The organism is Streptomyces sp. NPDC087263, from assembly GCF_044744645.1.
Taxonomy (GTDB): domain Bacteria; phylum Actinomycetota; class Actinomycetes; order Streptomycetales; family Streptomycetaceae; genus Streptomyces.
On record NZ_JBIUYT010000016.1, the window covers coordinates 18,294 to 43,227 of the forward strand.

Below are 24,934 nucleotides of genomic sequence, written 5' to 3' on the forward strand. Positions count from 1 at the left end.
CGCAGAGCATAGGAACGCGATCACCCGAGAGTCAATGACTTTTCAGGTGACCGCATACCTATGCATTAAATCCTCGGGTTACGGGTGCGCCATCTCCTCCTTGAGTGCCGCCACGAAACCGTCCACGTCGTCCTCGGTGGTGTCGAAGGCGCACATCCAGCGGACGTCGCCCGCGCTCTCGTCCCAGAAGTAGAAGCGGTAGCGCTGCTGCAGGCGCTCGCTCACGTCGTGCGGAAGGCGCGCGAAGACCGCGTTGGCCTGCACCGGGTGGAGGATCTCCACGCCGTGCACCGCGCGCACCCCCTCGGCGAGCCGCTGGGCCATCTCGTTGGCGTGGCGGGCGTTGCGCAGCCAGAGGTCCTTGGCGAGCAGCGCCTCCAACTGCACGGAGACGAAACGCATCTTGGAGGCGAGCTGCATCGACAGCTTGCGCAGGTGCTTCATGTGGCTGACGGCGTCAGGGTCGAGGACGACGACGGCCTCGCCGAACAGCGCACCGTTCTTCGTCCCGCCCAGGGAGAGGATGTCGACGCCCACCGCGTTGGTGAACGTCCGCATGGGGACGTCCAGGGAGGCGGCCGCGTTGGATATCCGGGACCCGTCCAGATGCACCTTCATGCCGTGCGCGTGGGCGTGGTCGCAGATCGCGCGGATCTCCTCGGGCGTGTAGAGGGTGCCCAGTTCGGTGCTCTGGGTGATCGAGACGACCTGCGGCATCGCCCGGTGCTCGTCGTCCCAGCCGTACGCCTGCCGGTCGATCAGTTCGGGCGTGAGCTTGCCGTCGGGGGTGGGCACGGTGAGCAGCTTGAGGCCGCCCATCCGCTCGGGGGCGCCGCCCTCGTCGACGTTGATGTGCGCGCTCTCGGCGCAGATCACCGCCCCCCAGCGGTCGGTGACCGCCTGGAGCGCGACCACGTTCGCGCCCGTTCCGTTGAAAACCGGGAAGGCTTCGGCCGTGGCTCCGAAGTGGCTGCGGACGATGCGCTGGAGGTTGGCGGTGTAGTCGTCCTCGCCGTACGCGACCTGGTGTCCGCCGTTGGCGAGTGCCAGGGCGGCGAGCACCTCGGGGTGGGCACCCGCGTAGTTGTCGCTGGCGAAGCCCCGGACGGCCGGGTCGTGGTGACGCCGGGCCGCTGTATATGGGGCCTTGGGAGGGTTCACGGCTTCTCGGTCAGCCACAGACGTTTTCCGTTCACTTCACCGGCGGGCTTGTCCCAGACGCCGGCGATGGCATCGGCCAGCTCCTTGACGTCGGTGAAGCCCGCGAACTTCGCGTTCGGGCGCTCGGCGCGCATCGCGTCGTGCACCAGTGCCTTGACGACCAGGATGGCAGCCGCGGACGTCGGCCCCTGTTCGCCCCCGGCCTTGCGGAAGTAGTCGGCCATGGCGAGCGTCCAGGCCTCGGCGGCGGCCTTGGCGGCGGCATAGGCCGCGTTGCCCGCGGTGGGCTTGCTCGCGCCGGCGGCACTGGTCAGGACGTACCGGCCGCGCTCGCTGCGTTGCAGCGCCTCGTGGAAGGCGAGGGAGGTGTGCTGCACGGTGCGGATGAGCAGCAGTTCGAGCAGGTCCCAGTCGTCGAGGACGGTCTTGGTGAAGGTCTCGCTGCCCCGCCAGCCGCCGACCAGGTGGACCAGGCCGTCGACGCGGCCGAAGTCCTTCTCGATGCGGGTGGCCCAGTCGCGCGTCGACCGCAGGTCGAGCAGGTCGACCGTGTCACCGACGACGGTGGCGCCGCCGTACGCGTAGCGGGCCGCGTCCACGGCCTCCGCGAGACGCTCGGGGTCGTTGTCCGAGCCGACGACGGTCGCGCCCGCCTCGGCGAGCCGCAGCAGCGTCGCGCGGCCCGCGGGGCCGCCGGCGCCCGCCACCGCGATCACCGCTCCGCCAAGTGCTCCGTTGCCGTTTCCGTTGGACATCGCCTTCGCCTCCGATACGTCCTCGGCACCGGCACTCACGCGGCGACCTGCTCGGACTTCGCCGCGGTGATGCCCTTGGTGGAGGCGATCACGTGCTTGAGCTTCTTGGCGAGCGCCTCATAGAACATGCTCAGGGGAAACTCGTCAGGAAGCACGTCGTCGACAAGCTTGCGCGGGGGTTGGGTCACGTCCAGGGCGTCCGGGCCCTTGGCCCAGCGGGAGCCCGGGTGCGGGGCGAGGTAGGTGGCGACCAGCTCGTACGCCTTGAACCAGTGGACGAGCTTGGGGCGGTCGATGCCGGCTCGGTAGAGGTCCTCGATCTCCGCGCACAGCTGGTTGGTGACCTGCGGGGCGCGCTGCCAGTCGATGTGCAGCTTGTTGTCGGTCCAGCGGACGACGTCGTGCTTGTGGAGGTAGGCGAAGAGCAGCTGGCCGCCGAGGCCGTCGTAGTTGCGGACGCGCTCGCCGGTGACGGGAAAGCGGAACATGCGGTCGAAGAGCACCGCGTACTGCACGTCACGGCCCTGCGGGAAACCGTCGGCCTCCAGCTTCACGGCCTCCTTGAAGGCGGTGAGGTCGCAGCGCAGCTCCTCCAGGCCGTACATCCAGAACGGCTGGCGCTGCTTGATCATGAACGGGTCGAAGGGCAGGTCTCCATGGCTGTGGGTGCGGTCGTGGACCATGTCCCAGAGCACGAAGGCCTGCTCGCAGCGCTCCTGGTCCTCGACCATCGCAGCGATGTCCGCGGGCAGCTCCAGTCCGAGGATGCCGACGGCGGCATCGGTGACGGCGCGGAAGCGGGCGGCCTCGCGGTCGCAGAAGATGCCGCCCCAGGAGAAGCGCTCGGGCGCCTCGCGCACGGCGATGGTCTCCGGGAAGAGAACGGCCGAGTTGGTGTCGTAGCCCGCGGTGAAGTCCTCGAAGGTGATGCCGCAGAACAGCGGGTTGTCGTAGCGGGTGCGCTCCAGCTCGGCCAGCCAGTCCGGCCACACCATGCGCAGCACGACCGCTTCGAAGTTGCGGTCCGGGTTGCCGTTCTGCGTGTACATCGGGAACACGACCAGGTGCTGGAGGCCGTCCTCGCGGTGTGCGGCGGGCCGGAAGGCCAGCAGCGAGTCGAGGAAGTCGGGCACCTGGAAGCCCCCGTCGGCCCAGCGGCCCAGATCCTTCACGAGGGCCTCGTGGTAGGCGGCGTCGTGCGGCAGCAGCGGGGCGAGCCGCTCGATCGCGTCAATGGCACGGCGTACGGCCAGATCCGCGTCGGACACGTCCGGCGCGCCCTCCGCGCCGAAGTCGATCGAGCCGTCCTTGGCCTGCCACGGCCGGATCGCCTCCACGGCACCCTTGAGCACGGGCCATGCCGGGTGCTCCACCACGCTGGCTACGGACGGAACCTGCCCCTCCGCACCTACCCGCACAAGAATTTCCGTCATGTCCCACCCTCCACAGGAGAACCTCGCGTAAGAACACCGTATGCGAACGGACTTCCTTCCCACAAGCGGGAACTCGGGGCATTATCCTGCGCACCAGCATCTTCACCGCTAATTTTCCTGCTGGAAACCGTTCAGGCGGTTACTACCGCCGAATGCGGCGCGGGCGGCGCCGGAGTCAACCGTTGCCGGGACTCGCCCACCGCGGAGTGACCCGGCGCGGCGGCGCGGGGAGAGTCTTCCCTGACCGGCGGGGTCATTGGCCCGCGTACGAGCGGGTACATCGCGCAGCAGGGCCATTAGGCTGCGGCCTTGCCGCGTGGGCGCCGCCGTCGGAACCACGCGCGAGCCGAGCCGCCGTCGACGGAAGCGAGTCGCGTCTTGAACTTCCTCACCATCGGTCACCGCGGAGTCATGGGTGTCGAACCCGAGAACACCCTCCGTTCCTTCGTCGCCGCCCAGCACGCGGGCCTCGACCTGATCGAACTCGATCTGCACCTGAGCAAGGACGGCGCACTCGTCGTCATGCACGACGCCGAAGTGGACCGTACGACCGACGGGTCGGGGCCGATCGCCGAGAAGACCCTCGCCGAGCTGCGCCAGCTGGACGCGGGGCGCGGTGAGCGCGTTCCCGTCTTCGAGGAGGTCCTTGACGCCCTCACGACGCCGCTCCAGGCCGAGATCAAGGACGTGGCGGCGGCGCGGGCGCTGGCCGAGGTCATGCACCGGCGGGATCTGGTCGGACAGGTCGAGGTGTCGTCCTTCCACGACGAGGCGATCGACGAGATCGCCCGGCTCGTGCCGGGCGCCCGCACCGCGCTGATCGCGAGCCGGTACGGCACCGACGTGGTGGACCGCGCCGTGGACGTGGGCGCCGCGACCGTCTGTCTCAACATCCGCCGGCTGACCCTGGAGGTCGTCGAGCGCGCCCGCAAGGCCGACCTGCGGATCATCGGCTGGGTGGTGAACACCCAGGACCAGCTGCGGCTGGTGCGCGCCCTGGGACTGGACGGCGCGACCACCGACTATCCCGAGATCAAGCGCACCGGCCGCTTCACCGCGTGAACGTCACACCAGCGACTTGACCAGCAGCTCGAACTGCAGGTCTTCGCGCTGCGGAACGCCGAAGTGCTCATCGCCGTACGGGAAGGGGGTCATCCTTCCCGTACGGCGGTAGCCGCGCCGCTCGTACCAGGCGATGAGGTCCTCGCGTACGGAGATCACCGTCATGTGCATCTCCTCGGCGCCCCAGACCTCGCGCGCGTGGCGCTCCGCCTCGGCGATGATCACCTTGCCGAGGCCCGCGCCCTGGAGTGCGGGGCTGACCGCGAACATGCCGAAGTAGGCGTGGTCGCCGCGGTGTTCGAGCTGACAGCAGGCCACGATCGCGCCGTCCCGCTCGACGGTCACCAGCCGGCTGTCGGGCGACTTGATGACCGTCAGCACGCCCTGGGGGTCGGTCCGCTGCCCTTCGAGGATGTCCGCCTCCGTGGTCCAGCCCGCCCGGCTGGAGTCCCCGCGGTACGCCGACTCGATCAGCGCCACCAGGGCGTCGACATCGCTGTCGGTGGCATCGCGGAAGGTCGGTCCGCAGGAGGCGGTGGTGTCCATGGAGCGGTTCTCCGTTCGGTGGCGCGGCTCGGGCACCGCCGAGCGTAACCCTCCTCTAGGCTTCCGCTGCATGGTGCATGTACTGAGCAGCCGAACCCTCCTGCGCCCCACAGACCCGGAGCGCTCCCGTGTCTTCTACGGCGAGAAGCTGGGGCTCGCCGTCTACCGCGAGTTCGGTACGGGCCCCGAACGCGGCACCGTCTACTTCCTCGGCGGCGGCTTCCTGGAGGTCGCGGGGCGCTCCGAGTCCCTGCCGTCCCCCGCGGTCAAGCTGTGGCTCCAGGTCGCGGACGCGAAGGTGGCGCACGAGGAACTGACGGCCGCCGGTGTCGAGGTCCTGCGGCCGCCGGTGAAGGAGCCGTGGGGGCTGATCGAGATGTGGGTCGCGGATCCGGACGGCACCGAGATCGTGATCGTGGAGATCCCGGCGGACCATCCGCTGCGTCACCGGCCCTGAGGCCCGGGTTTCTCTGCGCGGCAGCGCCTTCGGATGGCCGCCCCGGAGGCCCGGGACTAGCGTTTTGAGGGGGCTCGCTGCGGAAGGAACCTCATGAAGCTCGACAGGCCGGTGACCGGCGGACCCTGCTGGACGGAGTTGGGGACCAGCGATCCGGAGGCGGCCAAGCGCTTCTACGCCGACCTGTTCGGCTGGCGTCCGGAGACGGACACGCGCCAGGAGACGGGCTGCTACACCGTGGCGCATATCGGCGACGCCGCGGTCGCCGGGCTGGCGCCGCTGCACCAGGAGTCGCAGCCCGTCGCCTGGAACGTCTCGTTCGCCGTGGCCGACGCGGACGCCGCCGTGGCCGCGGTGGAGACGGCAGGCGGCACCGTGACCCTCGCCCCGACGGACGTGCTCGACCAGGGCCGTTTCGCGGTCGCGTTCGACCCGGGCGGCGCCGCCTTCCAGCTGTGGCAGGCGCGGTCCTTCCCCGGCGCGGGACTGTTCAACGCCCCGGGCGCCCTCGGCTGGGTGGAGCTGCTCACCCGCGCCCCCGACCGGGTCACCGAGTTCTACACGACGGTGTTCGACTGGACGGTGAACGCCTCGGAGCACTACACGCAGTGGGGTGTCGACGGCGCCGACTTCGGCGGCATGGTGACGATGGACGACAAGTTCCCGCACGAGGTCCCCTCGCACTGGCTGCCCTACTTCGCCGTCGAGAACGTGGACGCCACCGCGGACGCCGCCCTCCTGGCGGGGGGCCACCTGCTCATGGAGCCCATGTCCGTGCCGCACGGCCCACGGATCGCCGTCGTACGGGACGCGCAGGGCGCCGCCTTCGGCATCCACCAGGAGAGCTAGGGGGTGCCGTTTGGGTAACTCCCGGAGACTCAGGCGCCTGGCAATCTGAGTCGGCTCTCCAGTTGGCCGAGCAACTCGGCCAGCAGGTCGGCCAGTTCGCGCTGCCGGCCCAGATCGGTGCCCGACAGGACTGTCGTCTCGTAGGAGAGCTGTTCGGGGAGGACGCCGTCCACCAGGTCGCGTCCCTCGTCGGTCAGCCGGACGTGTGCGACCCGGCGGTCACGGGTGTCGCCGCGCCGTTCGACCAGGCCTCGCTCGGTCAGCTGCTTCAGGCGCTTGGCGACGGCGGCACCGGAGGAGAACGTCTCGCGGGCGATCTCGCTCGGGGTCAGCTCATGTCCGGTCCGCCGCAGTGTGCCCAGGACGTCGAACTCGGGGCGGGTGAGTCCGGCACGGCGCAGCGGAGCGTCCTCCGCCTGCTGAAGCAGGGCGGCGCAGCGGTTGATACGTCCGATGATCTCCATGGGCCCGGTGTCGAGGTCGGGCCGCACCGCCTGCCACTGCCGTACGACCGCGGCCATGGTGTCGTCGGGTGCCACCACCCCGGAGTCGCTCTCCGAGACCCCCACATGCCCGGCACGGGTGTCCGCCCCCTCTCCCCGTCCCATATGGGCGTTCCCGTCCGTCGTCCGCCCGTTCGCTGCCGTCATGCCTGTGCGCCCTCCAGGAGTGCAGACCCTGCCGTCGTACCGACGCCGCGAGCGTACGGCGTACGGCGCCTTCCACCGGCATCACTCGGTTCTCCGGCCAGGCGCGCTGCACCGACTCAGCTGCAATGCGCTCAGAACGCTCCCCCATGTACACCCTTGCGCTCGCTTGCGCCCCGCCCGAGCCGGGCATGCCCTGACCGACTGTCCGACGCCCGTCGAGCGGGGAGGTGCCCGATGCGTGGACCGGCTTCGCCCGGCTGGCTGCTCGTCGTGCTGTGCGCGGCGACCGGGGCCTACTGCCTCCTGCGGATGCGCAGTTCCGTCGAGGAACAACGCCGTGCCGCGGGCGGTGAGGCGCTCATGGCCTTCGGCATGGCCGCGATGGCCGTGCCCGCGGCGGTGGCCGCGCCACCGCGCTGGGCCTGGCTCGCCTACGCGGCCGTGTTCGGCGCGGCGGCGGTACGCGCCCTGTGGGTGGCCCGTACGAGCCCGCACCATGTGCACCACCTGGTGGGCGCCTGCGCGATGGTCTATATGGCGGAGGTGATGGCCACCGCTCCGGGCCACCACAGCCACGGCGGTTCGGGGGTGCCGCTGCTGACCGGGGCGCTCCTGCTCTACTTCACGGGGTATGTGCTGCGCTCGGGTCTGCGCCTCCTGCCGATGGGGAGCGTGGGAGGCGGCGCCGGGACCGTCGGCTGGGCCGACCGCCCCGAACTGTCACAGGCGTGTCGGCTGTCCATGGGCATAGCCATGCTGGCCATGCTGGTCACGCTCTGAGAGCGAAGCCTCCCGACCGCGGGAAGTTGCCGCGACAAGACCGTGGCGTACGTCACTTTGCCGTCGTGGCCCGTATCCTCCGGCGACACCCCGCTCATAGGCTTCGGCCATGATGGTCCCCGCGGCACTGTTGCTGCTCGGCGCACTGGCTGCCGTGGTCGCTCCGCGGCTGCTCGCCAGGGCGGACTGGGTGGACCGCGAACCGGTGGTGGCCCTCTGGGCGTGGCAGTGCGTGGTCGCGGCCGTTCTGCTGTGCTGCGCGCTGTCGATGACGCTGAGCGCGGCCGCCGCGTGGCTGGTGGTGCGGGGCCAGGTGTTCGGTCCGGCGCCGCATTCGGTCGTGGACGCCTATGCGTTGAGCACCGGGAGTCCCTGGGCCGCGACGACCGCCGTGGCGCTCGCGTGCGGTGGCGTGTGGACCGCGGCGATGCTGGTCCGTGAGATCGCGGGGGCCCGGGCCCGCCGTCGGCAGAGCCGGGCCGAACTCCTTCTGCGCGCCCCGCTGTTGCCCGGTGAGGAGCCGGCCGCCGACCGTCTGGTGGTCCTGGAGGGGGTGCGCCCGGACGCCTGGTGGCTGCCCGGCGCGGCGCCCCGGCTGGTCGTCACCACGGGCGCGTTGCGCCGCCTCAAGGGACCTCAGCTGGACGCCGTACTCGCCCATGAGCAGGGGCACGCGCGGGCGCGGCACGACTGGCTGCTGCACTGCTCGGGCGCGCTGGCCAACGGATTCCCGCAGGTTCCGGTGTTCGCCGCGTTCCGCGACGAGATGCACCGGCTGGTCGAACTCTCCGCCGACGACATGGCCTCGCGCCGCTTCGGCCGCCTCACGATCGCCCTCGCCCTGGTGGAACTCAACGAGGACCGGGGGGTGTTCGGTCCCTGCCCCACCCCGCAGGCCCATGTCCCGCACCGTGTCCACCGCCTCCTCACTCCTCCGGACCGGCTCACGGCGGCCCGGCGCCTGCGGCTGACGGCGGCGGCCGCGCTGGTGCCGGTGATCCCGCTCCTGGTGACGTTCGTACCGGGGCTGCGGGCGCTCGGGTAACCAGACATCTGAGCGACCCGTGAGTTCCCCGGGCGCCCCGAGGTTGGATTCCGGCCCCGTACATCGGCGAGGATCACCCCATGCACTCCCGGCCTGTCGACGCACCTCCCCGCACACCGGGCCCGCGGACCGCGGCACTCACGGCGGCGGCGCTCACCCTGCCCTCCCTGCTGCTTCTCCTGCTGGTCGCGTTCTCCTGGCAGCCACTGCTCACCCTCGACGGACACATCGCCCGCACCACGCACCCCTGGGCAGTCGACGAACCCGGCCTCACCCATGCGTTCCGCATCCTGACGGACTGGGTGTGGGACCCCTGGACCATGCGTGCACTGTGTGCCGCCGCCGTGGTTTGGCTGGTGTGGCGGCACCACGCATGGTGGCTGGCCCTATGGGTGGCGGCCACATGTGTGCTGGGCACAGTGGTGCAGCAGGGGCTGAAGTCGGCAATCGGCCGCGCCCGCCCCGTCTGGCCCGATCCCGTCGACTCCGCCCACTACGCGGCCTTCCCCTCCGGCCACGCCATGACGGCCGCGGTGGTGTGCGGGCTGCTGCTGTGGCTGCTGCACCTGTACGACGCCGGGGACACCCTGCGGCGTACGGCGTACGCGCTGGCCGTCGTCTCCGTCGTGGGTGTCGGTCTGACCCGTGTCTGGCTCGGCGTCCACTGGCCGTCGGACGTCGTGGGCGGCTGGCTTCTCGGGGCGCTGATGGTCGCGCTGGCGATGGCCTCGTACGAACGGTGGCCTGCCGCAAAGCGGCCTTGACCGATGCGGGCCGCGCCGCGAAGGATCTCCCTCATGACGATCAAAGGCGTGCTCTTCGACTTCTCCGGAACGCTCTTCCGCGTCGAATCGACCGAGTCCTGGCTACGGGCGGTGCTCACGGAGGCCGACATCCCGCTGCCCGAGGCCGAGTTGATCCGCGCCGCCCAGGACCTGGAGTCGGCGGGCGCGCTCCCCGGCGGGGCCTCCCCGGCAGAGCCGCTGCCGGACGAGCTCAGCGGTATGTGGGCGATCCGGGACGAGAGCGCCGAGTCGCACCGGGCCGCCTACACCGCGCTCTCCCGTCGGGTGGCGCTGCCCGATCCCCGGCTGCACGACGCGCTGTACGAACGCCATATGGGTCCGGACGCCTGGCGGCCCTACCCGGACGCGGAGGGGGTGCTGGGCGCGCTGCGCGAGGCCGGGATCGCCGTCGGTGTGGTCAGCAACATCGGCTGGGATCTGCGGCCCGTCTTCCGTGCGTACGGGCTCGACCCGTACATCGGCGTGTACGTCCTGTCGTACGAACACGGTATCCAGAAGCCGGATCCGCGGCTGTTCGCGGTCGCCTGCGACGCGTTGGGGGTGGCGCCCGAGGACACGCTGATGGTCGGGGACGACCGGCGCGCGGACGGCGGTGCGACGGCCCTGGGCTGCGCCATACATTTCGTGGACCATCTGCCGGTGGCCGAGCGTCCGGACGGGCTGCGGCCGGTCCTCGGCCTGACCGGCTGACGTCCCGGCGCGGCTCGCGCTCTGGGCCGCTCCTTCAAGCGTCGCCTCAGCCCTGATAGTCCTCGACCTGCGAGGAAGGACGGGCCCGTGCCTCGTCCGGATTCTCACCGAACTCGGACTTCGCACGCCGCTGGCGCAGCAGGTCCCAGCACTGGTCGAGATCGCGCTCCAGTTGTCCGAGCCGCTCGTGCTCGGTCGAGCTGTCGATCTGCCCGGACGCGAGGGCGTCGCGCAGGCGTCGCTCGTCGTCCACCATCGCCGTGATCCTGGCCAGGATCTGATCTTGATCCATGTCGACCCGCCTCCTCGGCACTCCAGCCCACTCTAAGGAGACCGTTCACGCCCCGCACGTCCGCCTCGGATGATCCCCCGCGTCACCCGAGGCGGACGGCAGCCCGAAACAGCCCCCGGAGGGGCTTGGTCCGGACAACCTGAGTATAGTTGGCTGACAGCCAGTCAACGCAGGAGTTTCAGAATGTCCCCGCGCAGCCAGTCCGTCAACGAAGAGTTGCGGCGGCGTTCCCGGGAACGGCTCCTACAAGCCGCGGTGGAATTGGTGAGCGAGCAGGGGTACGAGGCGACCACGCTCGGCGACATCGCGGATCGCGCGGGATCGGCGCGCGGACTGGTGTCGTACTACTTCCCCGGCAAGCGCCAGCTCGTGCAGTCCGCCGTGCACCGGTTGATGCACCGCACGCTGGAAGAGGCGCTGGAGCGCGAGCCGCACACCGAGGACGGCCGGGAGCGGATGGCGCGGGCCATCGACGCGATTCTGGGACTTGCCCGCGATCAACCGGTGCTGATGCGCCAGCACATGGCCGGGATCCTCCAGCCCGAGGGATTCGTGGAGTGCCCGGATCAGCAGCGTCTGGCGCAGCTGCTCGGCGAGACCGTCGCCTGCTTCGGCTCACCCGACGCCGCCACCGACTACCCGATGCTGCGCGCACTGCTCATGGGCTCGGTGTACGCGGCCGTGGTGCCGGGCGTCCCGATGTCGATCCCGACGCTGCGGGCCGAACTGTTCAAACGGTACGGGCTGGAAAGGGCGTTGGGTGTCCCGCCGGACACCGAGGTGCCCGGCGGGACGTGCGACACGGACCTGTCACGGTTCTTCGCGACCGACCGAAAGCCGGCCGATCAGCCCGGTCCTCGGTCCGGTGGTGATTCCGGTAGTGAGTCCGACGACCGGTCCGATCGACTGAACGATCAGTCGAAGTAGTCCGGCTGCGTCTGGACGTTGAGCTCGGGCAGCTTGACCCGCTTCGCCGGGTCGGTGCGCCGGTCGCTGAGCTTCAGCACATCGAAGCCCTTGATGATGTCGTTCGAGTAGATATAGCCGTTGTAGTAGTACGCCGACCAGGAGCCGCCGACCGAGAACGTGCTGGTGCTCAGCGGGCCGCGCTCGAAGTAGGCGATCTCCTTCGGCTCGGCCGAGTTGGTGAAGTCCCAGACGGACACGCCACCCTGGTACCAGGCCTGGACCATGATGTCCTTGCCCTCGACGGGGATGATCGAGCCGTTGTGGGCGACGCAGTTCTCGGTGTCGGCCTGGTAGCGGGGGATCTTGTAGTAGCTCTTGAAGACGAGCTTGCGGTTGTCACCCTTGCCAACGATGTCGTAGATACCGTCGGCGCCGCGATTCGGACCGATGGCCGCGTTGCAGGTGGCCGCGCCACCGCCGCCCAGCTCATCGGTGAACACCACCTTGTCGGCGTCCTGGTTGAAGGTCGCCGAGTGCCAGAACGCGAAGTTCACGTTGTCCTGGACCCTGTCGATGACCTTGGGGTTCTCCGGATCCTTGATGGAGAAGAGGATGCCGTCGCCCATGCAGGCGCCCGCGGCGAGGTCCTTGGACGGCAGGACCGTGATGTCGTGGCAGCCGGTGGTCTTGGAGACACCCGGGTTGGTGGGCGAGCCCGGGTTGCCGCCGCCGTCCGGTCCCTCACCGGGGAAGAGGACGGGGAAGCCCACGACTGCCGCCTTCTCGGGGGCCTTGCGCGGCACCTTGATGACCGAGATGCCGTCGTGCGGCGGCTGGCAGTCGGGGTAGGCGGCGTTCGGCGAGTACGAGGAGACGTAGATGTAGACGTTCTTCTTCTCCGGCACCAGCGTGTGGGTGTGCGAGCCGCAGGCGGTCTCGACAGCGGCCACGTACTTCGGGTTCGCCTTGTCGGTGATGTCGAAGACCTTCATGCCCTCCCACGACGACTTCTCCGTCACGGGCTGCGTCGTGCTGGCGCACGAGTTGTCGCTGCGCGAGGAGTCGGTGGAAAGGAAGAGCAGGTTGCCGGAGACGGAGATGTCGTTCTGCGAGCCCGGGCAGAGCACCTGCGCGACCGTCTTCGGCGCCTTCGGGTTCCGGATGTCGAAGATGCGGAAGCCGTCATAGTTGCCGGAAAAGGCGTAGTTGCCCTGGAAGGCAAGGTCCGAATTGAAGTTGGGCAGAGCATCCTTGGGGATGTTCGCGAGGTGCTCGATGTTGTCCGAGTGGACGATCTCGTCCTGCCCGGGTATCTCGCCACTCGTTATGGCCGCCTCGGCGACAGCCTCGTCGCTCTGGGAGACCTTCTCCTGCGCGGCGGGACTGTCCCCGGGGTCGGGGATCGCGGCCGCCGGGCCGGCCGTGAGCAGCGCGGCCAGGAGTCCGGCCGCGGCCGCGGCAACTCCGAGGCGTCTGTGCCGCGTTCGGGGGTCTTTCAACAGGGTCACTGCATCCTCCCTTGTAGCCGTTCGCAGTCGAACGGTTCACGCACACCCCGCAGTATCGTCTTCGCCATGCACCGATCAACAGAAGGCAACGCAGTCGTAATGAAAGTTTCTGATCATCCAGGTTCACTAGCGTGCTAGGAAAGTCCTCAACACCCTTGAGGTGTTCGCCCGTTCGTGCGCCTCAGGAGGTCACCGTGCTCTTCCGCCGTCCGTCCCACGCGTCCCTGGTCACAGCGTCGCTGGCGGTCGTCGTGCTCGCGCTGGGAGGCTGTGACTCCGATACCGAGACCAAGTCCCCCACGACGAGCGGGGCTTCGGTGATCGTGCCCGGCAAGCCCGGTGAGGCGGCTCAGACTCTCTCCGCCGAGGACGCCGCGAAACAGCGGACGGACGACGACACCCCCAACTCGGCGGACCTCGCATACGCGCGGATGATGATCGAGCATCACACTCAGGCGCTGGAGATGACCGAACTCGCCCCGAAACAGGCCGAGTCGAGCTCGGTGAAGGCGCTCGCAGAACGGATCGCCGCCTCACAGGGGCCGGAGATCACCACCATGGAGAGCTGGCTCAAGGCGCACGACGGGGAGAGCGCCGCCACGGAGCACGCCCACGAGGCGATGCCCGGCATGGCGACGGAGGCGCAGCTGGAGAAGTTGCGCGCGGCCAAGGGCAAGGCGTTCGACCAGCTCTTCCTGACGCTGATGATCACGCATCACGAGGGCGCGATCACGATGGCGACGGATGTGAAGGCCCAGGGCAACAACATCCAGATCGAGGAAATGGCCGACGACGTGATCGCCCAGCAGACGAGCGAGATCGGCAGGATGCAGGACATGTCGTAACCGCACGCCGTCACCGTCGCCCTGTCGGAGGCGATCGCCGTCGGTGCCGCGACCGCCGCGCCAACTGTCGTCCTCAGCGGCGTACGTGACGTGGCGTCAGAAACCCCGCGTCGCGTGCCCCGGCGATCAGCTTGAGCGACCTGCGGCGGCTGTGGCCGGTCACATCCATCACCGCGAGCACCGGGTCGCGGCCGTCGCCCTGAGCCGCGAGGTACTCCTCGGCGACGAGCCGACGGCCCTCGACACCGCGCGGCCACACGGGCCGGGCGCGGTGCGAGGGCTCTTCCTCGCAGAACTCGTCGTGCGAGAGCCCTTCCCCGCACGAACCGTCGCGCGAGAGCCCTTCCGCGCATGGCGCTTCGTGCGGGAGCCCTTCCCCGCACGCCCCTTCGCACGTCGGCGCGGTGCGCGCGCCGCACGCCTCCGCGAGCGGTTCCTCGATCCAGTCGGCGAGCAGGTCCAGGTCACCGAGGGAGAGCGGGGGCTGGGCCCGCACGTCCTCGATCGACACAGCGCCCTCGCACACCACGGCGAGCAGGTCGACCCGGGCGCCGTCGGCGAAGGCGAGCCGGACGTCGAACCAGGAGGTCACCCCATGGCGCTCGCGCACTTGCCACGCGGGCGACACCGACACGGCACCGTCGGGACCGCGGTGGTCGGAGTCACCCAGGCGATCGGACAGATTAAGAGAGGATGCTTCTAGCACATACGGAACGTAACCGCATGATCACATTCCATACGAACGGACACGCTCGCACGAGCCGTGCGCCGACCCTGTCAGCGGAGCACCAGTGGTGCGATCCTGGAAGAGCCATCAGCGATCTCCTCGAACTGTTCAGGTTTCGGACAAGGAGTTCCGCGTGCTGCGTGTCGCCGTCGTCGGCTCGGGTCCCAGCGGGGTCTATACCGCCCAGGGTCTCGTCCAGCAGAGTCAGGTACCCGGTGTACGGGTGGACGTACTGGACCGGCTGCCCTGCCCGTACGGCCTGGTCCGCTACGGCGTGGCGCCCGACCACGAGAAGATCAAGTCCCTCCAGAACAATCTGCGGTCGGTCCTGGAGGACGAGCGGGTGCGGTTCCTCGGCGGCGTCCGGATCGGCCCGGACGCACTGCCTGCGTCCAGGCTGCGCGAGCTGTACCACGCGGTCGTCTACTGCGTGGGCGCCGCCACCGACCGCCACCTCGGGGTGCCCGGCGAGGAGCTGCCCGGCAGCTGGTCGGCGACCGAGTTCGTGTCCTGGTACAGCGCGCACCCCGACTCCGCGGCCGAGGGATTCGTGCTCGGTGCACGGTCCGCCGTGGTCATCGGCGTCGGGAACGTGGCCGTCGACGTCACCCGCATCCTGGCCCGCGGTACGGCCGAGCTGAACCCCACCGACATGCCGCAGTCGGCGCTCACCGCGCTGGCCGCGAGCCGGGTGACGGAGATCAGCATGGTGGGGCGGCGCGGCCCTTCACAGGCCCGTTTCACCACCAAGGAGCTGCGCGAGCTGGGCGCCCTGCCGGACACCGAAATCGTCGTGGATCCACGGGAGTTGGAGCTGGATCCGGCCTACACCGATCCCTCCGGGCTGCCGGCCGCCAACCGCCGGAACGTGGAGGTGCTGCGGGGCTGGGCCTCCGCGCCCCCACGGGATCCCGCCGCGCGCAGGATCCGGCTGCGCTTCTTCCTGCGCCCCGTCGAACTGCTCGTCGGCGAAGAAACCGGCGGGCGGGTGGGCTCGGTCCGCTTCGAGCGGACGGTGCCGGACGGGCAGGGCGGCGTCACGGGCACGGGCCGGTACGAGGACATCGACGCGCAGTTGGTGCTGCGCTCGGTGGGCTATCGCGGAGTGCCGCTGGACGGGCTGCCGTTCGACGCGCGGCTCGGCACGGTGCCGCATCTCGCGGGACGCGTCGTACGGGACGGCGCGATCGCACCCGGTGAGTACGTGGCGGGCTGGATCAAGCGAGGTCCGACCGGCGTCATCGGCACCAACCGGCCGTGCGCCAAGGAGACGGTGACCTCGCTGCTCCAGGACGCCGAGATGCTCCTGCGACGGGAAGTGCCCGAGGATCCGCTCGTGGCGCTGCGCGCGCAGGGGCTGACGCCCGTCGAGTGGGCGGGATGGCAGGCGATCGAGCGCGCCGAGGCGGAACTGGGCGCCTCGCTCGGGCGGCGCATCGTCAAGCTTCCGGACTGGGCCTCGCTGCTGGCCGCGGCAGCACGGACGGCAGGGGCGTAGCGGGACCGCCGCCGCGCGCACGGCAAGGGCGTAGCGGGACCAAGGCGGCGCGGACGGCAAGGGCGTGGCGGGACCGAGGCGGCGCGGACGGCAAGGGCGTGGCGGGGGTGCAGCAGGCTGTAGTGGGTGTGTCACGGATCTCCGGCAGGGGTGACGGGAACTCCGTGGGTAGGACACACGTCGGCAACAAGCCAGAAATCAACAAACTGTTCAAGTCGCCTACGGTCTGATGCTGCCCCCCAAAGCTCCGCGTCCCCGCGACCTCGCAATCCCGCTGCTCCTGGAGTAACCATGGCAACCACCACACCCGTGCATCCCGTCGACGAGGTCCCACCCGTACGCCAGCTGGCAGCCTTCGGACTCCAGCACGTGCTCGCGATGTACGCGGGGGCGGTGGCGGTTCCGCTGATCGTGGGCGGGGCGATGAAGCTGTCGCCCGCGGACATGGCGTATCTGATCACCGCGGATCTACTCGTGTGCGGGATCGCCACACTGATCCAGTGCGTGGGTTTCTGGCGCTTCGGAGTGCGGCTGCCGATCATGCAGGGCTGCACCTTCGCGGCGGTCTCGCCGATGGTCCTCATCGGGACGACGGGCGGCGGACTGCCCGCGATCTACGGTTCGGTGATCGTCGCGGGTCTCGCGATCGTGCTGCTGGCGCCCGTCTTCGGGAGGCTGCTCCGCTTCTTCCCGCCGCTCGTCACCGGCACGGTGATCCTGATCATCGGGGTCTCGCTGCTGCCGGTGGCGGGCAACTGGGCGGCCGGCGGCGCGGGCGCGGCGGACTTCGGTGAGCCGAAGAACCTGGCGCTCGCGGGCTTCGTACTGGCCGTGGTGCTGGGTGTGCAGCGGTTCGCGCCTGCCTTTCTGAGCCGGATCGCGGTGCTGATCGGTATCGCGGTGGGTCTCGCGGTCGCGGTGCCGTTCGGGTTCACGGACTTCGGCGGGGTCGGCGACTCCGACTGGGTCGGGATCAGCACGCCGTTCCACTTCGGGGCGCCCAGCTTCCACGCCTCGGCGATCATCTCGATGCTGGTCGTGGCGCTGGTGACGATGACCGAGACGACGGGTGACCTCATTGCGGTCGGTGAGATGACCGACCGGAAGATCGAGCCGCGGTCGCTCGCCGACGGCTTGCGGGCCGACGGCCTCTCGACCGTCCTCGGCGGGCTGTTCAACACCTTCCCCTACACGGCGTACGCACAGAACGTGGGCCTCGTCGGTATGACCCGCGTCCGCAGCCGCTGGGTCGTCGCCGCCGCGGGCGGCATCCTCGTCCTGCTCGGCCTGCTGCCCAAGCTGGGCGCGGTGGTCGCGGCGATACCGGCTCCGGTACTCGGCGGCGCGGGTCTGGTGATGTTCGGGACGGTCGCCGCGAGCGGGCTGCGGACGCTGGCCCAGGTGGACTTCAAGGACAACCACAACCTGACCGTCGTGGCCGTCTCGGTGGCCATCGGCGTGCTGCCGGTCGGGGTGCCGACGGTGTACGAGAAGTTCCCGGACTGGTTCCAGACGGTGATGAACAGCGGGATCAGTGCCGGGTGCCTGACGGCGATCGTACTCAATCTGCTCTTCAACCACCTTCCCACCAAGGGCGGTTCAGCTGCTCCTGAGCCGGCGGGTCCGACCGACGGCGGCAGTGACGAGGCTGTCGAGAAGTCCCGGGAAGAGGTCGTCTAGGTCATCGCGGCGCAGGCCGTTCATCTTGGCCGAGCCCCGGTGGATCTGCCGGATCACCCCGCTCTCCCGGAGCACCCGAAGGCGGTGCGCGGTCGTGGACTTGGTGATCGGCAGATCGAGGTGTGGTCGGGAAACAGTGGCGGGAATCGACGTCGGGAAACGTCACCGGGGAGGCACAGAACGGCCGAACGGGTGCCGGCGCGCTGCCTGTTCGGCAGTCACCGGCACCCGTTCCGTCAGTCGGTCGGCGTCAGGCCGCCAGGGCGGCCGGCTCCCCGTGCGCCGTTGTGACCGGCTCCCTCGTCGGCTCGCCGGCCTCGGCGAGCAACGCGGCCAGGGTGGCCCGGGCACGCGCCACCCGGGAGCGGACCGTGCCGATCGGGCAGCCGCTGAGTTCGGCCGCCTCCGCGTAGGGCAGCCCCATCAGCTGGGTGAGGACGAAGGCCTCGCGGCGCTCCTCGGGCAGAGCGGCCAGCAGATCGAGGAGTGCGATGCCCTCGTCGAAGCCGGGCAGGTCGCACGGCTGGGCGAGCTCCACCGCCAACTGCCAGTCGCGGGTGTCGCTCAGCCGCGGCCGGGCGGCCGCGTGCCGGAAGCTGTCGATCACCGCACGGCGTGCGATGGACAACAGCCATGCGCGGGCCGAGGAACGTCCCTCGAACCGGTGCAGGCTGCCGAGCGCCCGCAGGAACGTGTCCTGGGCCAGGTCGTCGGCGGCCTGGGGGTCCGAGCTGAGATGGGCGACGTACCGCACGACGTCGCGGTGCAGGGCCCGTACGAAGCGCTCGACGGCGTCCGGGTCGCCGCCGCGGGCGGCCAGCGCCCAGGCGGTTATCGACTCGTCGACCGACGCCGTGTCGTCGAGCGGAATGGGCAGGGCGGAAGTGATCACCAGGTGTCCTTCTCGGGTCATCCGCGATCCGGACCGCCGCGCCGGGCGCGACGGATCCGGTCTGGGGTGAGGCCGTACGACCGCAGGAGGTACGGCCGAGACCCGAGGCACGCGACAGCGCCGCCTCGGGGAACCGGCTGTCTCAGACGACAGCGGTCCCCGTCGGCGGGCCCCGAGAAGTGATCGCGTGAACGAGAAGGAGACGGGTGGGCGCCCGGTCCGAGGAGGCCCGGCCGGCGCGCACGCGCGGCCGGTGCGGCGGAGTGGGCAGCGCGTGCAGCAGCCGCAGCGGTGCGGCCAGTCGGCCGGTCAGGGCCCGCAGGATGCGGAACGCGGCGCGTTCGCCGTACCCGAGCCACAGGCCGCACAGCAGCGCGGCCACCAGGTGGGCGGCGAGCATGCTGAGCGCTGACGGGCCGCCCATGCCGTCGCCCATGTGCGCCGTGGGGTCCGCGGTCATGTTCCCCATGTCCATGGGGTCCATGTGCATCGAGCCCATGTGCATGGCGTCCATGTGCATGGAACCCATGTCGTGTCCCATGGCGTCCACGCCGGAGGCCCTGACCGGCGTCATCGACTCCCCGGCCGACTGCGCGAGCGAGAACGCCGAGTGGAGTACGCCCTGGGTGACCACCACCACCGTCATGACGAGCGGGAGCCCGCGTTCACGGCGGGCCAGGCACCAGCCCAGACCGCCCGTCACCACGGCTGCCGCGCTCATCGCCCACCAGGGCACCGGGGAACCCGACATCAACACGTGCCCCAGGGCGGCGAGCAGCACACAGACGGCCGCGAACATCGCGGCCCGTACCGTGCGAGTACACCACCCAGCAATCATGACGAAGCTCATCCTTGCATCCGGAGCTCATGCGTCATGGTGCAGTACGGGAATAACCCCCGTTCCACGCTCAACACTGTGTGGGTGATCCAGAACACATCACCTGCCCGGCGCCCAAAGGGCGTTCGGACCGACTCCCAGCGGAGAGCGCCGGCCCAGACGTGCATCAGAGCTGGTCCGGCAGGCGTGGCGCCGTTCGGCTCAGAGTGAGTCCTCCGTCGGGCGGACCACCACCGCCACCACCTTGACCGCCCCGCTGCGCTGGAAGTGCAGCGTGAACGGCACGAGATCGCCCGCGCGCCACCCCGCCTCCGCCCGCAGCGTCACATCCAGACCGTGCGGGGACATGGTGAGGCCCCCGCGAGCCGGGACGGTCACCGACTCCACCGTGTCCCGGTACGCCACCGCGCCGCCGGTCGTACGGTGGCGGCTGAGCTCGATCCCATCCTCCAGGGCGGGTGAGGCGACCTTCAGCAGCCTGTCCTCGCCGTCTCCCGAGTTGGAGATCCGGAAGAACGCGGCGGTGTCCCGGTTGTCGCCGTACGGAAGGAACACGCGTCCGGAGACGACCTCGATCTCCGCCGGAGTGCCTGCCCTGCCGAAGGCCGTCCAGGTGGTCAGGGCGCCCAGCGCGACGACGCATGCGGCGACGGGCGCGAGCGCGGCGAGCAGGGTGTCGGCGAGCCGACGGCGGGTCGGACGCCAGAGGTTCTCGGTCATCACTGGTGGCTCCCGGGTTGCGGCGAGCTGCGGACTCGGTCGAGCGGCCTGCGGCCCCGGCCGGGTGACCTGCGGCCTCGGCCGCGTGACGGCTGCCAGGCGCGCAGCCGCAGGCTGTTGCCGACCACCAGGACCGAACTCAGCGACATCGCCGCCGCGGCCACCATCGGGTTGAGCAGACCCACCATCGCCAGGGGGACCGTCAGCACGTTGTAGCCGAAGGCCCACAGGAGGTTGACGCGAATCGCGCCGAGGGTGCGCCGGGCGAGCAGTACGGCGTCGCCCAGGGCCTCGATGTCACCGCGCACCAAGGTCACGTCGGCGGCCCCGATGGCGGCGTCCGTGCCGGTGCCCATGGCGATGCCCAGGTCGGCTCCGGCGAGCGCGGCGGCGTCGTTCACGCCGTCTCCGACAACCGCGACCCGGCTGCCTTCCGCCCTCAACTCCCGTACGAGGGCGGCCTTGTCCTCGGGAGTGCAGCGGGCGTGCACCTCCTCGATGCCGAGTGCGGCGGCGACGGACCTGGCCGGTGCTTCCCGGTCCCCGGTGGCGAGGACCGGCCGTACACCGAGGCGCCGCAGCCGGTCGACGGCGCGGTAACTGCCGGGTCGTACGACGTCACCGACCTCGATCAACGCCTCGGCAACCCCGTCCACGCGGACCAACACAGGCGTGTGTGCGGCGGCCTCCGCCGGCGGGAGCGCGTCCGCCAACGTCGTGGGCAACTCGCCGTCGGGTGCCACGACTTCGACGAGACGGCCCTCGGCCCGGCAGCGAACTCCCCGGCCGGGCGAGGCGCGGAAGTCGACAGCTGTCGGCAACGACTGTCCGGGCAGCGATCGGCGCGCGTACGACACGATCGCGCGCCCCAGCGGGTGTTCCGAGCCCTGTTCCGCCGCGGCGGCCAGCCGTAGCGCCTCTTCCCGTCCCAGGCCGCCCGGTACGGCGGTGACGCGGGCGACGGTCATCTGGCCGGAGGTGAGCGTGCCGGTCTTGTCGAGGACGACCGTGTCGATGTGCTGAAGCCCCTCCAGAGCCTGGGGACCGCTGATCAGGACGCCTAGTTGGGCGCCCCGGCCGGTGGCGGCCATCAACGCCGTCGGGGTCGCGAGGCCCAGCGCGCAGGGGCAGGCGACGACGAGTACCGCCACGCACGCGGTGACCGCCGCCTGCGGATCGGCTCCGGCGCCGAGCCAGAAGCCGAGGACGGTGACGGCGAGCGCCAGCACCACCGGCACGAACACCCCGGCCACCGAGTCGGCCAGCCGCTGCGCCCGCGCCTTCCCGGCCTGAGCGTCCGTCACCAGCTGTGCGATGTGTGCCAGTTGGGTGTCGGCGCCGACCGCGGTGGCGCGTACGAGCAGCAGTCCGCCGACGTTGACGGCGCCGCCCACGACCGCCGAACCCGGCCCCACCTCGGCCGGCTCGCTCTCCCCGGTGACCAGGGACAGGTCCACGGCGGAGCTGCCTTCCACCACCTCGCCGTCGGTGGCGACCCGCTCGCCGGGCCGTACGACGAATACCTGGCCGCGCCCCAACTCCTCGATGGGAATGCTCCGTTCGGCGCCGCCATCCTCACGGACCGACACCTCCTTGGCCGCGAGACCCGCGAGCGACCGCAGCGCCGCCCCGGTCCCCCGCCGCGCCCGCGCCTCCAGAAACCGCCCGGCCAGCACGAACAGCGGTACGCCGACGGCCGCTTCGAGATAGACGTGCGCCACGCCGTCCGCCGCGGAGGGCAGCAGGCTGAACGGCATCCGCATCCCCGGCTCGCCCGCTCCCCCGAGGAAGAGCGCGTACGCGGACCAGGAGAAGGACGCCAGCACGCCCAGTGAGACCAGCGTGTCCATGGTCGCCGTCGAGTGCCGAAGACCGCGCAACGCCCTTACGTGGAAGGGCCAGGAGCTCCACACCGCGACCGGTGCGGCCAGCATGAAGCACAACCACTGCCAGTTGCGGAACTGCAGGTCCGGCACCATCGACAGCACAAGGACCGGGACGGCGAGCAGCGCGGTGACCACAAGCCGTTCCCGCTCGCGCCGCGCGTCCTCGGACTCCCCGTCGTCCTCCTGTTGACGTGGCTTCGGGGCCTTCGGCAGGGCGGCCGTGTAGCCCGCCTTCTCGACGGTGGCGACGAGTTCATCTGGGCGGACATGCGGCGGATGGCTGACGTGGGCGCGCCCGGTGGCCAGGTTGACCGTCGCGGTGACGCCTTCCAGCTTGCCGAGCCGCTTCTCCACGCGCCGCACGCAGGCCGCGCAGGTCATGCCACCGACTGTCAGATCGGTGGTCACCACCAACTGACCGGTACCGAGCGCGGGTTGTGTGGTCATGGCGTGCCTCCGCCGTGCATGTCACCCATGTCTTCGCTCATGTCACCGTCGCCACCGCCACCGTCCTTTGTGCCGGTGCCGGTGCCGGTGCCGGTGCCGGTGCCGTGCATGGCGGGCGCCACGGGACCGGCGGCGGATCCGGCGGCGTACGACACCGTGAAGAGCAGGGCGAGGAGCAGGACGAAGCCGCAGAGGGCGGGCGGTGGAATGAACTTCCGAGGCGTCACACCGCAGGAGTCGGGTCCGGGAAAGGAGGAGTTCCTGGGGGTCCGGGTGACGCGCGCCACACCTGGCTCTCGGCGGAAGCAGCCCGTGCGGAGCGCGCGGCCCAGCTGGAGCGAGAGGTTCCGCCCGCCCGCTGGAACATCTCCATCGGCCCCAACTCCCTTCAGCGAACGCCGACGCCCCCGTCGGTCAGCTCGTCCGCCGCCCCCAGATCGGCCCGAACCGCTCCCACTCCTCGTCCCACTGGTCCATGCGCCGCCTTTCCAGGCGGCCACGGACGAGCTGCCCGCACACGAAGGGCCCAGCCGCGACGCTCAGGCCGATCAGGACGCCCACCATGGCGGCTCGCAGCTGGGCCTGGGACGCGGTGGCGGGCCTGGTGACGAGGCGGCCCTCGGGGTCTGTCCAGACGGTGACCGGGGTGCCCTCGGTGGTGCCGGTGTCCACCCGCGCCTGGCCGGTACGGGCGGAGCCGTCCGGCGCGGTCCAGCGGACCTTCGCCCAGACCCGGTCGGCGCCGCTTTCCGTGCGGGTCGACTCGGTCGCGTCCGCCATGAGCTGTGCCGGGACGGAGTGCCACTCGGCGCGCTGCCGGGCCAGACCGTGCTCCACGGACTGTGCCGCCGCCAGGCCGGTGAGCACCCCGCCGAACACGGTGAGCGCCCAGGCGACGAGTACGACCCAGGCCTCCAGAGCGTCACTGCGACGCCGCAGCGGATTGCGCCGCCATCGCCACAGCCACACCTTCGGAACACGGAATGCCGCCATGACTGGCGTCCTCCTCACGACCGCACGAACCCACCACATCCCCCTCCCATACGCGACCGGTCCTCGCGTTGCTCACGCCGACTCCGCCGACTCGCCCGTTTCAGGATCTCGCCCCCTCCCTCGGCGCTCGGCGGGAATGGCCGAAGATCCAGTCTGACCTGCGGAAACAGCGAGTCCGGAGGTGACTGTCAGTGCCGGGGTGCAGACTGGCCCCGTACCTGAGACAACGACGTCGCGGAGGTGGTCGGCATGACCGACGTACTGCTCACCGTGGGCACCCGCAAGGGGCTCTTCATCGGCCGACGGCGCGTCGGCGCCTGGGAGTTCGACGAGAGTCCGTACTTCAACGCGCAGGCCGTGTACTCGGTCTCCATCGACACCCGGGGCGAGACACCCCGGCTACTGGCCGGAGGGGACAGCGCGCACTGGGGCCCGTCCGTCTTCCACTCCGACGACCTGGGGCGCAGCTGGGCGGAGCCGGCGCAGCCCGCCGTCAAGTTTCCCAAGGACACCGGGACTTCGCTGGAGCGGGTATGGCAGCTGCACCCTGCCGCGGCGGAGCCGGACGTGGTGTACGCGGGCACGGAGCCGGCCGCGCTGTACCGCTCGGAGGACCGGGGCGAGTCCTTCGAGCTCGTGCGTCCGCTGTGGGAGCACCCCACGCGGTCGCAGTGGGTGCCAGGCGGTGGCGGGGAGGGGCTGCACACCATCCTCACCGACAAGCGCGACGCGCGCGCCGTGACGGTCGCCGTCTCCACGGCCGGGGTCTTCCGCACGGCCGACGGCGGCGCGAGCTGGACACCCTCCAACTCCGGTGTCTCCGCGGTGTTCCTGCCCGATCCGAACCCGGAGTTCGGCCAGTGCGTACACAAAATCGCACAGGACTCGGCGACCCCGGACCGCCTCTACCTCCAGAACCACTGGGGTGTGTACCGCAGCGACGACGCGGGCGGCCGGTGGACCGACATCGGCGAGGGCCTGCCCTCCACCTTCGGGTTCGCGGCGGCCACGCATCCGCACCGCGGTGACACGGCGTACGTCTTCCCGATCACCGCGGACGCGGACCGCGTCCCGGCGGAGCACCGATGTCGGGTCTTCCGCACGGCCGACGCGGGCAAGAGCTGGGAGCCACTGACCGCCGGCCTCCCGGCGGAGGACCACTACGGGACGGTGCTGCGCGACGCCCTGTGCACGGACGGCGCGGATCCGGCAGGCGTGTACTTCGGCAATCGCAACGGCGAGGTGTACGCGTCGGCGGACGACGGGGACAGCTGGCAGCAGCTGGCCTCCCATCTGCCGGATGTCCTCTGCGTACGCGCCGCGGTCGTCGACTGAGACTCCGGAGGTCCCGCACGCCCATGAACGCACGCATCACCGCCGGGACACTCGGTCCCGTTCCGCTCACAACCCCGCCCGGGAGGCGCCTTGTTCGTCAGTTCAACGGTCATACTCGGTCGCGCGCCAG

At 70.5% G+C, this 24,934-nt stretch carries 26 protein-coding genes and 1 pseudogene; 12 read left to right on the top strand and 15 right to left on the bottom strand.

The window, feature by feature from the left end:
• Positions 1-78: 78 nt before the first annotated feature.
• From ACIPC1_RS37490 to ACIPC1_RS37500, 3 genes are read right to left on the bottom strand one after another with little or no spacing between them, the layout of a single operon-like run.
• Positions 79-1,161 (bottom strand): threonine aldolase family protein, encoded by a 1,083-nt coding sequence (locus ACIPC1_RS37490; protein WP_402525581.1) that lies wholly within the window; start codon positions 1,159-1,161, stop codon positions 79-81.
• Entirely contained in the window at positions 1,158-1,916 is a 759-nt protein-coding gene (locus ACIPC1_RS37495; RefSeq protein WP_402525769.1) for an SDR family NAD(P)-dependent oxidoreductase, read from the bottom strand. Before ACIPC1_RS37495 ends, ACIPC1_RS37490 begins: the two co-directional genes overlap by 4 nt.
• A gap of 35 nt (positions 1,917-1,951) precedes the next feature.
• Entirely contained in the window at positions 1,952-3,349 is a 1,398-nt protein-coding gene (locus ACIPC1_RS37500) for a DUF6421 family protein (protein WP_402525583.1), read from the bottom strand.
• 378 nt (positions 3,350-3,727) lie between these two features.
• On the opposite strand from ACIPC1_RS37500, the gene ACIPC1_RS37505 reads away from it, so the two are divergent.
• Positions 3,728-4,411: a glycerophosphodiester phosphodiesterase gene (locus ACIPC1_RS37505; protein WP_402525585.1), complete on the top strand. Its 684-nt coding sequence runs from the start codon at positions 3,728-3,730 to the stop codon at positions 4,409-4,411.
• A gap of 3 nt (positions 4,412-4,414) precedes the next feature.
• Here the strand turns inward: ACIPC1_RS37505 and ACIPC1_RS37510 are convergent, their stop codons facing one another.
• The gene (locus ACIPC1_RS37510; protein ID WP_402525588.1) at positions 4,415-4,957 is read right to left on the bottom strand and encodes a GNAT family N-acetyltransferase; all 543 of its coding nucleotides are present in this window, start codon (positions 4,955-4,957) and stop codon (positions 4,415-4,417) included.
• A 70-nt stretch (positions 4,958-5,027) separates the two neighbouring features.
• Between ACIPC1_RS37510 and ACIPC1_RS37515 the strand changes: the two genes are divergently transcribed.
• Together ACIPC1_RS37515 and ACIPC1_RS37520 are read left to right on the top strand one after the other, a co-directional pair.
• Positions 5,028-5,414, top strand: coding sequence for a VOC family protein (locus ACIPC1_RS37515; protein WP_402525590.1), 387 nt, complete (start codon positions 5,028-5,030; stop codon positions 5,412-5,414).
• A gap of 93 nt (positions 5,415-5,507) precedes the next feature.
• A complete protein-coding gene (locus ACIPC1_RS37520; RefSeq protein WP_402525592.1) occupies positions 5,508-6,263 on the top strand; it encodes a VOC family protein in 756 nt (251 codons plus the stop codon).
• Between the two features lie 29 nt (positions 6,264-6,292).
• Here the strand turns inward: ACIPC1_RS37520 and ACIPC1_RS37525 are convergent, their stop codons facing one another.
• A complete protein-coding gene (locus ACIPC1_RS37525) occupies positions 6,293-6,913 on the bottom strand; it encodes a MarR family winged helix-turn-helix transcriptional regulator (RefSeq protein WP_402525594.1) in 621 nt (206 codons plus the stop codon).
• Positions 6,914-7,147: 234 nt separating this feature from the next.
• Between ACIPC1_RS37525 and ACIPC1_RS37530 the strand changes: the two genes are divergently transcribed.
• The 4 genes from ACIPC1_RS37530 to ACIPC1_RS37545 all read left to right on the top strand — a co-directional run bounded on the left by ACIPC1_RS37530 (position 7,148) and on the right by ACIPC1_RS37545 (position 10,234).
• Entirely contained in the window at positions 7,148-7,693 is a 546-nt protein-coding gene (locus ACIPC1_RS37530; protein WP_402525596.1) for a DUF5134 domain-containing protein, read from the top strand.
• A 109-nt stretch (positions 7,694-7,802) separates the two neighbouring features.
• The gene (locus tag ACIPC1_RS37535; protein WP_384382433.1) at positions 7,803-8,738 is read left to right on the top strand and encodes a M56 family metallopeptidase; all 936 of its coding nucleotides are present in this window, start codon (positions 7,803-7,805) and stop codon (positions 8,736-8,738) included.
• Between the two features lie 80 nt (positions 8,739-8,818).
• A complete protein-coding gene (locus tag ACIPC1_RS37540; protein WP_402525599.1) occupies positions 8,819-9,502 on the top strand; it encodes a phosphatase PAP2 family protein in 684 nt (227 codons plus the stop codon).
• 33 nt (positions 9,503-9,535) lie between these two features.
• Entirely contained in the window at positions 9,536-10,234 is a 699-nt protein-coding gene (locus ACIPC1_RS37545; RefSeq protein WP_402525601.1) for an HAD family hydrolase, read from the top strand.
• Between the two features lie 46 nt (positions 10,235-10,280).
• Here the strand turns inward: ACIPC1_RS37545 and ACIPC1_RS37550 are convergent, their stop codons facing one another.
• Positions 10,281-10,526 (bottom strand): DUF2630 family protein, encoded by a 246-nt coding sequence (locus tag ACIPC1_RS37550; RefSeq protein WP_402525604.1) that lies wholly within the window; start codon positions 10,524-10,526, stop codon positions 10,281-10,283.
• A 183-nt stretch (positions 10,527-10,709) separates the two neighbouring features.
• Here ACIPC1_RS37550 and ACIPC1_RS37555 point away from each other — a divergent pair, with 183 nt between their 5' ends.
• Entirely contained in the window at positions 10,710-11,453 is a 744-nt protein-coding gene (locus tag ACIPC1_RS37555) for a TetR/AcrR family transcriptional regulator (protein ID WP_402525606.1), read from the top strand.
• On the opposite strand, the gene ACIPC1_RS37560 is transcribed toward ACIPC1_RS37555, so the two are convergent.
• Positions 11,441-12,943 carry an LVIVD repeat-containing protein gene (locus tag ACIPC1_RS37560; RefSeq protein WP_402525608.1) on the bottom strand — a complete coding sequence of 501 codons (1,503 nt, stop codon included), beginning with the start codon at positions 12,941-12,943 and terminating at the stop codon, positions 11,441-11,443. The two genes, ACIPC1_RS37555 and ACIPC1_RS37560, sit on opposite strands and share 13 nt — an antisense overlap.
• Positions 12,944-13,137: 194 nt before the next feature.
• Here ACIPC1_RS37560 and ACIPC1_RS37565 point away from each other — a divergent pair, with 194 nt between their 5' ends.
• On the top strand, positions 13,138-13,788 hold the full coding sequence (locus tag ACIPC1_RS37565; RefSeq protein ID WP_402525610.1) for a DUF305 domain-containing protein: 651 nt from the start codon (positions 13,138-13,140) through the stop codon (positions 13,786-13,788).
• Between the two features lie 73 nt (positions 13,789-13,861).
• Here the strand turns inward: ACIPC1_RS37565 and ACIPC1_RS37570 are convergent, their stop codons facing one another.
• A complete protein-coding gene (locus ACIPC1_RS37570) occupies positions 13,862-14,422 on the bottom strand; it encodes a DUF6214 family protein (protein ID WP_402525771.1) in 561 nt (186 codons plus the stop codon).
• Positions 14,423-14,648: 226 nt separating this feature from the next.
• Here ACIPC1_RS37570 and ACIPC1_RS37575 point away from each other — a divergent pair, with 226 nt between their 5' ends.
• Both ACIPC1_RS37575 and ACIPC1_RS37580 read left to right on the top strand, forming a co-directional pair.
• Positions 14,649-16,013, top strand: coding sequence for an FAD-dependent oxidoreductase (locus ACIPC1_RS37575; protein ID WP_402525613.1), 1,365 nt, complete (start codon positions 14,649-14,651; stop codon positions 16,011-16,013).
• A gap of 291 nt (positions 16,014-16,304) precedes the next feature.
• On the top strand, positions 16,305-17,693 hold the full coding sequence (locus ACIPC1_RS37580; RefSeq protein WP_402525615.1) for a nucleobase:cation symporter-2 family protein: 1,389 nt from the start codon (positions 16,305-16,307) through the stop codon (positions 17,691-17,693).
• Here the strand turns inward: ACIPC1_RS37580 and ACIPC1_RS37585 are convergent.
• The 7 genes and pseudogenes from ACIPC1_RS37585 to ACIPC1_RS37615 all read right to left on the bottom strand — a co-directional run.
• Positions 17,613-17,828 (bottom strand): annotated as a pseudogene (locus tag ACIPC1_RS37585) (transcriptional regulator); the annotation flags it as partial. The gene ACIPC1_RS37580 and the pseudogene ACIPC1_RS37585 overlap by 81 nt on opposite strands.
• Before the next feature lie 115 nt (positions 17,829-17,943).
• Positions 17,944-18,585, bottom strand: coding sequence for a sigma-70 family RNA polymerase sigma factor (locus tag ACIPC1_RS37590; protein ID WP_402525617.1), 642 nt, complete (start codon positions 18,583-18,585; stop codon positions 17,944-17,946).
• Between the two features lie 142 nt (positions 18,586-18,727).
• Positions 18,728-19,423, bottom strand: coding sequence for a hypothetical protein (locus ACIPC1_RS37595; protein WP_402525620.1), 696 nt, complete (start codon positions 19,421-19,423; stop codon positions 18,728-18,730).
• A 201-nt stretch (positions 19,424-19,624) separates the two neighbouring features.
• Entirely contained in the window at positions 19,625-20,143 is a 519-nt protein-coding gene (locus ACIPC1_RS37600) for a copper chaperone PCu(A)C (protein WP_402525623.1), read from the bottom strand.
• Entirely contained in the window at positions 20,143-22,476 is a 2,334-nt protein-coding gene (locus ACIPC1_RS37605) for a heavy metal translocating P-type ATPase (protein ID WP_402525625.1), read from the bottom strand. Before ACIPC1_RS37605 ends, ACIPC1_RS37600 begins: the two co-directional genes overlap by 1 nt.
• Positions 22,473-22,703 (bottom strand): hypothetical protein, encoded by a 231-nt coding sequence (locus ACIPC1_RS37610; RefSeq protein ID WP_402525627.1) that lies wholly within the window; start codon positions 22,701-22,703, stop codon positions 22,473-22,475. Before ACIPC1_RS37610 ends, ACIPC1_RS37605 begins: the two co-directional genes overlap by 4 nt.
• Before the next feature lie 187 nt (positions 22,704-22,890).
• Positions 22,891-23,469 carry a hypothetical protein gene (locus tag ACIPC1_RS37615; protein ID WP_402525629.1) on the bottom strand — a complete coding sequence of 193 codons (579 nt, stop codon included), beginning with the start codon at positions 23,467-23,469 and terminating at the stop codon, positions 22,891-22,893.
• Positions 23,470-23,718: 249 nt separating this feature from the next.
• On the opposite strand from ACIPC1_RS37615, the gene ACIPC1_RS37620 reads away from it, so the two are divergent.
• On the top strand, positions 23,719-24,804 hold the full coding sequence (locus ACIPC1_RS37620; RefSeq protein ID WP_402525631.1) for a WD40/YVTN/BNR-like repeat-containing protein: 1,086 nt from the start codon (positions 23,719-23,721) through the stop codon (positions 24,802-24,804).
• Positions 24,805-24,934 lie beyond the last annotated feature (130 nt).